The 10,699-nt window shown below is 61.9% G+C and carries 12 protein-coding genes; all 12 read right to left on the bottom strand.

All coding sequences use genetic code 11. From position 1 onward, the window contains the following. Positions 1-1,736 (bottom strand): efflux RND transporter permease subunit (locus tag HWN72_RS30165; RefSeq protein WP_211152256.1); only part of this gene is annotated, 1,736 nt, incomplete at its 3' end. Next, positions 1,733-3,217, bottom strand: coding sequence for an efflux RND transporter periplasmic adaptor subunit (locus tag HWN72_RS30160; RefSeq protein WP_211152255.1), 1,485 nt, complete (start codon positions 3,215-3,217; stop codon positions 1,733-1,735). The genes HWN72_RS30160 and HWN72_RS30165, both read right to left, overlap by 4 nt. Continuing rightward, positions 3,214-3,723 (bottom strand): TolC family protein, encoded by a 510-nt coding sequence (locus tag HWN72_RS31755; protein ID WP_309141608.1) that lies wholly within the window; start codon positions 3,721-3,723, stop codon positions 3,214-3,216. The genes HWN72_RS30160 and HWN72_RS31755 overlap by 4 nt, the downstream gene beginning before the upstream one ends. Further along, a complete protein-coding gene (locus HWN72_RS31750) occupies positions 3,665-4,444 on the bottom strand; it encodes a TolC family protein (RefSeq protein ID WP_309141607.1) in 780 nt (259 codons plus the stop codon). The genes HWN72_RS31755 and HWN72_RS31750 overlap by 59 nt, the downstream gene beginning before the upstream one ends. A 126-nt stretch (positions 4,445-4,570) precedes the next feature. After that, on the bottom strand, positions 4,571-4,843 hold the full coding sequence (locus HWN72_RS30150; protein ID WP_211152254.1) for a hypothetical protein: 273 nt from the start codon (positions 4,841-4,843) through the stop codon (positions 4,571-4,573). Positions 4,844-4,919: 76 nt separating this feature from the next. Further along, positions 4,920-5,282 carry a hypothetical protein gene (locus HWN72_RS30145; protein WP_211152253.1) on the bottom strand — a complete coding sequence of 121 codons (363 nt, stop codon included), beginning with the start codon at positions 5,280-5,282 and terminating at the stop codon, positions 4,920-4,922. A gap of 50 nt (positions 5,283-5,332) precedes the next feature. Then, positions 5,333-5,737: a DUF411 domain-containing protein gene (locus HWN72_RS30140; RefSeq protein WP_228168136.1), complete on the bottom strand. Its 405-nt coding sequence runs from the start codon at positions 5,735-5,737 to the stop codon at positions 5,333-5,335. 68 nt (positions 5,738-5,805) lie between these two features. Continuing rightward, positions 5,806-6,402, bottom strand: a complete 597-nt coding sequence (locus tag HWN72_RS30135; protein ID WP_211152252.1) for a DUF305 domain-containing protein — start codon at positions 6,400-6,402, stop codon at positions 5,806-5,808. A 59-nt stretch (positions 6,403-6,461) separates the two neighbouring features. Continuing rightward, positions 6,462-7,673, bottom strand: a complete 1,212-nt coding sequence (locus tag HWN72_RS30130) for a copper resistance protein B (RefSeq protein WP_211152251.1) — start codon at positions 7,671-7,673, stop codon at positions 6,462-6,464. Next, on the bottom strand, positions 7,670-9,658 hold the full coding sequence (locus HWN72_RS30125) for a copper resistance system multicopper oxidase (RefSeq protein ID WP_211152250.1): 1,989 nt from the start codon (positions 9,656-9,658) through the stop codon (positions 7,670-7,672). The genes HWN72_RS30130 and HWN72_RS30125 overlap by 4 nt, the downstream gene beginning before the upstream one ends. Before the next feature lie 94 nt (positions 9,659-9,752). Continuing rightward, positions 9,753-10,325 (bottom strand): RNA polymerase sigma factor, encoded by a 573-nt coding sequence (locus HWN72_RS30120; RefSeq protein ID WP_211152249.1) that lies wholly within the window; start codon positions 10,323-10,325, stop codon positions 9,753-9,755. After that, a partial coding sequence (locus HWN72_RS30115; protein ID WP_211152248.1) for a periplasmic heavy metal sensor occupies positions 10,322-10,699 on the bottom strand: 378 nt, incomplete at its 5' end. The genes HWN72_RS30120 and HWN72_RS30115, both read right to left, overlap by 4 nt.

Below are 10,699 nucleotides of genomic sequence, written 5' to 3'. Positions count from 1 at the left end.
CCGGGCAGGGCAGAGGGCATGTAAAGAAGATCGCCCTCGTTCATGGCGGGCAAGAACTCGCCGCCAAGCCGCGACAGGGGCCAGGCGGTCGTCAGGAAAACAAGCGCCGCCAGGAGGAGGGTTGCCTTGGGCCGCTTCAGCACCCAGTCGATAGCGGGGCGGTAGAGACGCGTCAGCGCGCGATTGACCGGATTGGCCTGCTCGGACGGAATCTTGCCCCGGATGAGCCAGCCCATCAGCACCGGCACCAGCGTCACGGACAGGATCGCCGCCGCCGCCATGGTGTAGGTCTTGGTGAAGGCGAGCGGCGCGAACAGCCGCCCTTCCTGCGCTTCGAGTGTGAAAACCGGCACGAAGGACAGGGTGATGATGAGGAGCGAGAAGAAGAGGGCCGGCCCCACTTCGCGCGCCGCATCGGTGATGACGGTCCAGCGTGTGGCCCCGGCCAGGGTTTCGCCGGGATGGTCATGCTCCCATTGCTCGATCCGCTTGTGGGCATTCTCGATCATGACGATCGCGGCGTCCACCATGGCGCCGATCGCGATGGCAATCCCGCCCAGCGACATGATATTCGCGTTGACGCCCTGGACGTGCATGACGATGAAGGCGGCCAGCACGCCAAGGGGCAGGGTGACAATGGCGACCAGCGCCGAGCGCACATGCCAGAGGAACAGGGCGCAAACGATCGCTACCACCACAAATTCTTCGGCGAGCTTATGCGTGAGATTGTCGATGGCTGCGTCAATGAGCTGGGAGCGATCATAGGTGGGCACGATCGCAACGCCTTGGGGCAGGCTCTTCTTCAATATCTCCAGCTTGTCGCGCACGGCCTGAATGGTGGCGCGTGCGTCCGATCCCGAGCGCAGGATGACGACGCCGCCGGCCACTTCGCCGTCGCCGTCCAGTTCGGCGATGCCCCGGCGCATTTCAGGGCCAAGCTGGATGGTCGCGACATCGCCCAGCGTCACCGGCACGCCGCCGCTGGCGGTGCGCAGCGGTATGGCGCGAAAGTCATCGAGCGTTTTAAGATAGCCCGAAGCGCGCACCATATATTCGGCCTCACCCAGTTCGAGAACGGACCCGCCGGTTTCCTGATTGGCCTGCCCGATCGCCGCGACGGCCTGCGCGTGCGTGATCCCGTAACCGGCGAGTTTCACCGGATCGAGAACGACCTGATATTGTTTGACCATGCCACCGATGCTGGCGACTTCGGCGACGCCGGGCAGGCTTTTCAACTCATAGCGGAGAAACCAGTCCTGAAATGACCGCAATTGGGCGAGGTCATGGCCGCCCATGCGATCGACTAGCGCATATTGATAGACCCAGCCCACCCCGGTCGCGTCGGGACCGATCGCGCTACGGGCACTGTCGGGCAAGCGGCCCTGGACCTGATTGAGATATTCAAGGACGCGCGAGCGCGCCCAATAGAGATCGGTCCCATCCCCGAAAATGATATAGACGAAGCTGTCGCCGAAAAAGGAATAGCCACGCACGGTCTTTGCGCCGGGCACCGACAACATGGTCGTGGCGAGCGGATAGGTGATCTGGTTTTCGACAATCTGCGGGGCTTGGCCCGGATAGCTGGTGCGGATGATGACCTGTGTGTCGCTAAGGTCGGGTAAGGCGTCGATCGCCGTGCTGCGGACAGCGAACAGACCGCCCAGAACAAGCGCGAGTGCCCCAAGGACCACAAACAGCCGGTTATTGGCCGACCAGCCAATGAGCCTGCCGATCACTGGCCCACCTCCCGGCGCAGCGTGCGAATGACAGGCCCGTTTGCGGTTTGATCGAAGCTGAAGGCAACACGGTCGCCCTTCTTGAAGCCGCGGGCGAGTGCAGGAGCGCCAAGCCTGAACGTCATCGTCATGGCGGGCCATTTGAGGGCAGGGACGGCCTCATGGTTGAAGGTGATCCGGTCGCCCGCGATGCCGGTGATCTCGCCAGTCGTCCGATAGGCACCGATCGATGCGGCTTCGGCACGCGTCGCGCCGGTTGCGTCCGCAATCGGACGCGCTTCGATGCCGGAAAGGCTGGCTTCGGAATCGATCAGGAACTGACTGGAAGCGACGATCTTCTCGCCCTCGGCCAGTCCGGCCAGGATTTCGGTCTGGCCTCCGGCTTCGGCGCCGGTTCGCACCTCTGCGGGCCGGTAACGCCCTTGCGGTAGGGCCAGCATGACGAGCGCACGCTTGCCGGTCTGGATGACCGCCTCTGACGGAACCAGCAAGGCGGGTCTTGCCGTGCCGCCAAGATCGACCGACGCGAACATACCGGGGCGCAGGCGGCCGCCTCCGTTGGGGAGTTCGATCCGCACGGAGAGGGTTCGGCTCTCGGCAGCGATGCTCGGAAGGATTGCGGCGATACGGCCCGCAAAATGCTCACCCGGATAGGCGGCGAGCGTCGCGGTCGCGCTCTGGCCGGGGCGGAGCTTCCCGGCCATCGCCTCCGGGACGGCGGCGTTCAACCATACCGTGCCCAAGCCATTGACCTCTGCCAATGTCTGCCCGCTTGCCACGGTCATCCCGGCCCGGACGCCAAGCGTCTTGATGGTGCCGCCGGTCGGTGTCGAGATCGTCACCACATTATGCGGTCGCCCGCTCCGCTCCACGGCGGCAACTATGCCTTCCGGCATACCGAGCAAAAGGAGACGTTGGCGGGCGGCGCGGCTGAGGCCCGCATCGCCCGTCCGCCGCACCGCCAGATATTCCGCCTGCGCGCCTGCCCAATCCGGCACCAATATGTCGGCAAGCGGTGCGCCCGCGCCGATCACATCGCCGGGCGCGCGCGCATAAACTCGGCTCACGAAACCGCCGGACCGCGCCTGAACGATGGCGACGTCGCGCTCGTTGAAGTCGATCGTGCCGGTGGCCGTGAGGTTCGACCCCAGCGTGCCGGTTCGTGCTTCCATGACCCGAAGACCAAGCGATTGTGTGCGTGCGGGATCGATCGTCACGCCAGGATCGCCGCCCGTTGCCTCATCGGCATATTTGGGGACAAGCTCCATATCCATGAAGGGCGACTTGCCCGGCTTATCGAAATGCTGGCTCGGAACCATGGGATCGTACCAGTAGAGGATCTTGCGGCCGTTCTGTGCCGGTGCGGTTGCGGCGTCTTCATAGCGCCAGTTCGCGAGGCCATAGCCAAAACCCCCTGCGGCAAGCGCAAGGGCGAACGCGGCGGCGCCAAGCTGCACGCGCGAGCTTGTGTCGAATTTCATTGGTTGGTCCCCCCAAAGGTAAAGACGAGCCGCACGGCATCGCGCGCGACCTCGGCCTCCCGGTCGAGCAATTGCAATTCGCCGTCGGCGAGCATGGACTGGGCTTCGATCACATCAAGCAGCCCGGCGCGGCCCGCGCCATAGCTGGCGGTTTCAAGGTCTGCCCGGCTGCGCGCCAGCGGCAGCAATATGTCCCGCGCGCGCATCCACTGGTCATGGTGCATGACATGATCGGCGAGACCCGCTTCCAGATCGGCAAGGAGCGTTCGGCGCATATCCTCCTGCTGGGCCAGCGAAGCGCTTGCGCTCGCCGTGCTGGCGGCGATCATCGGGTCTTGCCGGTGCTTTGCAAAAAGGGGCAGGCTGACCGTGACGCCTGCCGAAACCATGTCGCCATAGCGGTCAGCCCTGCGCTGATAGGCAACGTCGAAGCCCCAATCGGGGCGTTTATCGGCGCGGGCGACCGCAACATCCGCCTCGGCCTGGGCGACCCGCGCATGGGCCACGCCAAGATCGGGGATGCGTTGCTATCGCGGCGCGCAGGGCCTCCGCGTCGACAGGGAGCATGGGAATGTCGCCGACGGTTTCGGGCGACGGTTCGCCTGTCCAGCGGAAGAGGAGAGCCCGCTGGCGTCCCACATCAGCCGCAAGTTCGCTCCTCCGGTCTTCCAGGGCCGCAAGTGACTGCCGCACCTGCAATGTCTGCGCGGGGCGCGCCGTACCCGAGATGATGCCCGTCTTCGCCGTGGCGGGAAGGGGAGCGAGCCGGGCAAGGATCGCATTGATGGCTGCGAGACGGCGCTCAGCGCTGGCGAGATCGATCCACGCCAGCGCCGTCGCGACCTTGACCCGCCGGCCCTCCGACAGCAGCGCCGCTTCGGCGGCCTGGATATCTGTCTGCGCCCGCGTTTCGCGCGCATGGCGCTTGGCGGCATTGGAAACTTCCTGCGAGATTCCTACCCGGGCCATCGTCATGCTGTCTTGAACGAAACTGCCTGCCGGCGGACCCGATACCGGGAAATTGTCGATCCCAAGCCCGAACTTGGGATCGGGAAGCTGTCCAGCAGCGGGCAAGGCCGAGCGGCGTGCATCGGCCTCCAGCGCCTTTGCTGCAAGCGAGGGAGCCTGCGCTTCGGCACGCGCTAGCGCCTCCTCGAAGCGAAGAGGCCCAGCAAGGGCGGCTGTCGGCATCGCAAACAGCGGCACGACGAGGAAAAGGGTGCGCATGAACATCTCCCGTTCGGGAGTCCCCGGCACGCGATCACAGAGCTGCCAACGCGGCGCCGACGCGGGATTTTGATCCCACGCCGACGCCGTGCGCCTGGCCTTGCTCTTATGGCCGGGAACCCGAGATTAGCCGGCCGAAGGCTTGTCGTGGCCACGATGCATGGTGGCCATGCAATCGTCAGCGCTCATCTGCATCATATCGCAGTTGCAGTTCGCCATCTGCGCATGATCCGCAACCCAGACCCGCTTCTGGGCCGGACCCGTCGCGCGCGGACCATATTGCGGCACCGATCGCCATTCATAATGGCCTTGGGCAGACCCGTGCGAAGCATCTGCCAGGGCAGGCGCGGTAAAGCTGAAGGCGGCCGTCATGGCAGCCAGAATCATCATCTTGTTCATCACGAATATCCTTGTCTGAATTGAAGAGGTCACGCCGCCACGCAAAGATGCGCGTGTGCCGGACACATAAGTTCAATCAGCCAAGAATCGTGGGGGGGGCCGGATCGGGCGCGAAAGACTTGCCTATCAGGACGGTATCGGTCGGCCAAAAGCCTAGTATCCCATAAACGCGAGCCTGGGGAATGTCCGTGGAAAAGTCGGCGGTGACCAATGGAACTACGCATCCCATGGCGGCGATGCAGTCGAGCGTAAGGCCGTTGCAAGGCTGCTTTTCAGGCGCGGGTTTCTGCTTGGCCATCATTGCCATGCAATCCGCGTCCATCGCCATCGCCTTTGGCGCGGCTATCGCCGTCGGCACACTCCGCGCCGCCCCCATCTGGGCTCCAAAGAGACCAAATAGCGCTCCGATCAGAAGCAGGGAGGTGAGAAAACGTTTCACGGCAAGTATTTCTAGCAAAAGCCCAGTTCAGAACCAAATGAAGATTAGCCTTAATGGCGAGCGAAGATGCGCTGGCCTGAAGATCCGAATGCAATCACGACATAGGGCTGCGCCCGCTGGCCGGGTACTTCCATGCCAGGTGAGCCGATCGGCATTCCTGAAACCGCGAGGCCGCTGACACCGCGGGGACGCTGCGCCAGAAGCCGTTTCATGTCGGCGACCGGGACATGGCCCTCGAAAACGAGCCCATCGATCACCGCAGTATGGCAGGAGGAGAGCGGTGATGGAACGCCCCGCGCACGTTGGAAAGCGGTGCGGGAGCGATCATCGACGATTCTGACAGAACGTCCAAATTGCGCTCGCACCTGTTCAGCCCATTTCTCGCAGCAGCCGCAACCAGGATCCCGGTGGATGAGGATTGGAGCGGCGGCAACCGCGCCAGTGGTCATCATCATCACCAAGCTTACAAGCGCAGATTTTATGGTGATAGCTTTCATCGTCATTTTCACTCTGCCCTGTTGTCTTATTTGATCGGTTGCAGCGTATCTATGCCGGTGCTCTGATCTGTCTGCGGGGGCGGCGGGGCGACTTGGCGGTCACGATAGGATGCGAGGTCCGGGGCATCTGCTGCGGGAGGGTTTTGCTCCAACCTTGCGATCATCGCCTTCATTTGTGCGATTTCTCGAACCTGCGCATCGATGATGCCATCAGCAAGTTTTCGGACTTCCGGATCCTTGATGTGCGCGCGTTCGCTGGTCATGATCGCAATGGAGTGGTGCGGGATCATCGCTTTCATGTATGACACATCGTCCACGGTTTCTTGGCTGCGTACCAGCCAAAGTGCGATCGCAAATATAACGAGGCTCGCCGTTGTGATCGCGATGTTTACGCGCGTGTTCTTGTACATGCTCCACATGAAGCCGAGCATGATGATCGCCATTGTCGCGCCCATGACGACAGCCATCCAACTTCTCGTCTGGCTGAAAGCCAGATGGCTCAATGCATAGGTGTTGAGATACATGAGTCCGAACATGACGATGGTCGAAGTGGCGATCATCGCGGCGAAGCGGCCATATCCCATCTTCATTGGATGATGCTTTTGATCGTCATGCTGGTCCATCTGTCGTTCCTCTCTTGCAGTCCTTTTGACGTGATGAACGTCTCGGCGTTCATTCAGCTTCAAAACCAGATCCGGACACCCGCGACAAAGTTCGTTGAGGTTGGATCTTCACCGTCGGCGCGCGCATATCGAGCGGTCTGTCCGGTCTTAGCGTCATAGGACACGCCGACATAGGGCGCGAACTGACGGGTGATCTCGTAGCGAAGGCGCAGTCCGAGCTCGGCGCTGGATAGGCCCGCGCCGATGTGATTTTCGGGCACATCTTGGGCGGAAAAATTGAGCTCTGCCCTTGGCTGCAAGACCAGGCGCTGTGTGATGCGCTGATCATAATAACCTTCAAGGCGCCCGAGCAGGTCTCCTTTGTTCGACAGAAAGAGCGCGCCCTCCACTTCGAACCAATACGGAGCGAGGCCCTCAAAGCCGATTGTGGCATAGGTTCTCGACGGACTAGGCTTGAAGTCCTGGCGGATACCCGCCTGAAGGTTGAAATATGGGCCGATCGCTCGGCTGTATAGCGCCTGGATTTCAGCGCTCTCCAACCGTTCGCCAAATGCCCCTTCGCCTTCCGATTTTAACGTCAGGCGATTGATGTCCCCGCCGAACCAGGCTTCGCCATCCCAGCGATAGCCGTCGCGACCTTCGACCACGCGATATTCGGCAAGATTGAACATCACCTGAGAGAAGGATTGCCCGCCCTGTTCGCGCATCATCGCCATTCGCGACTGTGCCATGTCCGCGGCCGGGAACTGCCTTTCGGCATAATGGTCCATCGGCGGCGTGGGTGCCGGGGCATTTCCCGCCGGAAGAGCGGTTCCGGTCATTTCCATGGCTTGCATGGCCTCCATGTCGTGACCGGCGTGCTCGCTCGACATGTTCATGCCCTGCATGTCGTCTGCCTTCGGCGTAGAACCGCTATTGCTCATGTTCATGCCCGGCATGGCGCTATGATCCATTGCCGGCATTGCCTTGTCGTTCACCGGACCCGCTTGGGGCATCGCCATCCCAGGCATGGCCGAATGATCCATGCCTTCCATGCTGTGATTGGCGGCAGGCTTTGCGGGCGCCGCTCGTCTTGGCGCAGCCCCCCTTTGCGCGGGCTTCCGGGAAGCCGGCTTTTTTGCGCGCTTCACTGGCGCGGGCTTCTTCGCCGGCATCGTCATGCCGGGCATGCTGGAATGGTCCATGCCCTGCATCGACTGACCTTGAGCGATCGTGGGCATGGCGAGCAGCATCGCCGAACCGGCGAACAGTGCCGTCAGAGAGCGCTTCATGCAGCCTCTCCCTTCGGACGGACGCTTACGACGCGCATCATCCCGGCGTGCATATGGTAGAGGAGGTGGCAATGGAATGCCCAGTCACCTACCGCATCTGCGGTAAAGTCCCATGTGACCTTGCCGCCAGGCTGCACGATGACCGTGTGTTTACGCGGCGCATGATCCCCATGCCCTGTGACCAACTCAAAGAAATGGCCGTGGATGTGGATCGGATGGCCCATCATGCTGTCATTTATAAGGTTGATCCGAACCCGCTCGCCTTCAATGAACGGGATCGGTTCATGAACATCAGACATCTTCTCGCCATCGAACGACCACATGAAACGCTCCATGTTGCCCGTCAGATGAATGTCGAGACTGCGGTCTGGCGCCCGGACATCCGGATTGCGTTCCAGCGCCATGAGATCCTTGTAGACAAGAACCTTATGGCCGACATTTTCGAGGCCCTGCCCGGGGTCACCGGTACGGTCCATTGGCATGGGAGAGATCGTCTGGACGCCCGGTCCCCTCTTGACCTGCGGCGCCTTGGAGAAGTCGCGCATGTTCATCGGACCCATCTTCATGGACCCCATATCCATTCCCGGCATAGCGCCTTGCTGTCCGCTCATGGCGCCATGGTCCATGCCCGTCATTGCGCCGCCACTTGCGGCCATACCCGCCATATTGGAATGATCCATCCCGGCCATTGCAGCGTGGTCCATACCGCCCATCGCATTTCCGCCAGCGGCGGCGTCCATTGCCATGGCACCGGCGCCCACGGTCGCAAGCTTCGCGGAAGGATTTTTTTCAGCAGTCGGATCGACGCCGCGCATCTGAGACATTCCGCCTCCCGACATGTCCATGCCTTCCATGCCCGGCATCGATGACATGTCCATCCCCATGTCTTTCATCGTGGCAAGCGGCCGCTCGCGCAGCGGCGGCACTTCGGCCGTCATGCCGGCGCGCGGCGCAAGCGTGGCACGCGCCATGCCTGAGCGGTCGACGGCTTCGCCGACGAGCGTGTACGCCCGATCATCGGGCGGGGTGACAATCACGTCGTAGGTTTCAGCCACACCGATCTGAAATTCATCGACAGTAACCGGCCGGACGTTCTGACCGTCAGCCTGCACCACGCTAAGCGGAAGCCCTGGTATCCGTATGTTGAAGGTCGTCATCGCCGAAGCGTTGATAAAGCGCAGCCTGACCCGCTCGCCCGGCTTGAAGAGCGCTGTCCAGTTGTCGCGTGGTCCGTAGCCGTTGATGATGTAGGTGTATGCCGGCCCCGTAGCGTCGGAAATATCGGTCGGGTCCATCCGCATCTTGCCCCAGTCGAGGCGATCCTTGAGCGTCTGGTCGCGCCCGGAAAGCAGGCCGGCAAGCGTCTGACGCTGGAAGTTGAAATGGCCCGCGTCCACTTTCATCCGCCGGAAGATTGCTTCTGGCGAAATCGCGCTGTGATCGGCCAACACGATAACATGTTCGCGGTCATACTGGACTGGATCGACTCCCGCAGGATCGATGACGATCGGACCATAATGGCCGAGTTGCTCCTGGAGGCCCGAATGGCTGTGATACCAATAGGTACCGTTCTGAATGATGGGGAACTCATAGACGAACGTGGATTTGGGCTGAATGCCGGGAAATGACACGCCCGGCACGCCGTCAAACTGCGGCGGGACAAGCACGCCATGCCAATGGATCGAGCTGTCCTCGTCAAGATCGTTGGTCACATGCAGACGAACCGTCTGCCCCTCGCGCAGCCGGACCAAAGGCGCAGGTACTGTTCCATTGACCCCGATGGCGCGCATTTTCCGGCCATCGATCACCATCGTCTGCCTGGCGATTGTAAGAGCGATGTCGTTGCCCGAAACCGTGGGAAGCGGTTTGACGATACCTGAGGAAACGGGCTGCGCCCACGCTGGCATCCAAGCGGAAAAGGCAAGGCCGCCACCGGCGAGCGTTGCGCTGCGGATCATATCGCGGCGGGTCAATACCGGGGTCATGTAATCTCCCTTGCTCCATTCGGCGGACCCGGCTCGGAGAGCCTGCTTTATCCGCTGCATTCTCTCTGCCTTACGCATGAAACGGGCCGAACCCTCATGGTTCGGCCAAAATTTCCGCAAGTCGCGTCCGTGCCCGGTACAATCGCGTTTCGACGGCCTTGCCGCTAATCGCGAGAGCGGCGGCGGTTTCCGCCTGTGTCATCCCTTCGACGGTTCGCAGCAAAAGAACCTCCCGTAGCGGCGCTGAAAGATTGGCCATGGCCGCGTTCAAGCGTTGCAACTCCAGTTTCCCGGCTGCGCTGTCATGGGCGGACGGGCTGTCATCGGCGATAGCTTCCCATTCCTGTTCGGGTGCCGCTGTGGCTAAGGTGAAAAACTGCCGCACCTTTTGGCGGCGCCGCCAATCGCGGCATTTGTTGATCGCGATCCGCGAAAGCCAGGCGCGCAGCGGGCGCTCCCCGTCATATTTCCGCAAATGGCCAAAGGCCGACACGAAACAATCCTGGGTGAGATCAAGCGCCTCGTCAGCGTCGCCAACCAGGCCACGCACCAGACGAAAGATCGAGGTCTGATGCCGATTCATGATTTCAGCGAATGCCGCCTGCCGTCCACTCAGGGTCAGCGCAGCCAGTTCACCATCCGAAAACGCCGTGAAGTCGAGGCTCACCGCACATTGTCGGTGAGCGCATGGACCACCGCCTGGTCAAAAGTTCTGGCCTGATCCGGGCGAAGGATCTGGCGCATGGCGAAGATATGGCTGAGCGTTTCCTTTTGCAGTTCACCCATTGCCTGATGCGACCGATCGACGGCTGCGGCGACCCGTGGACCATTACCATGTTCGGCTTCGATTGCATCGGCAAGCCGCGCATTGTCAGCTCTCAGTTCAAGCTCCAGTGCTTGGCGGCGCACGGCAAAACGCTTCTCGAGAAGATCGATCTGGCGTTTCTGCCGGTCATCGAGATCGAGCTTGCTATGCAGAACGTCATGCAGCTCGACACCGGCGGGGGCCGGCTGCGGGAGGAGATGGCGTCCAAGCCACAC

Source organism: Novosphingobium sp. HR1a (genome assembly GCF_015594425.1).
GTDB lineage: Bacteria > Pseudomonadota > Alphaproteobacteria > Sphingomonadales > Sphingomonadaceae > Novosphingobium > Novosphingobium resinovorum_A.
Note: the sequence above shows the minus strand (reverse complement) of the source record. Positions and strands in the feature narration are given on the sequence as shown.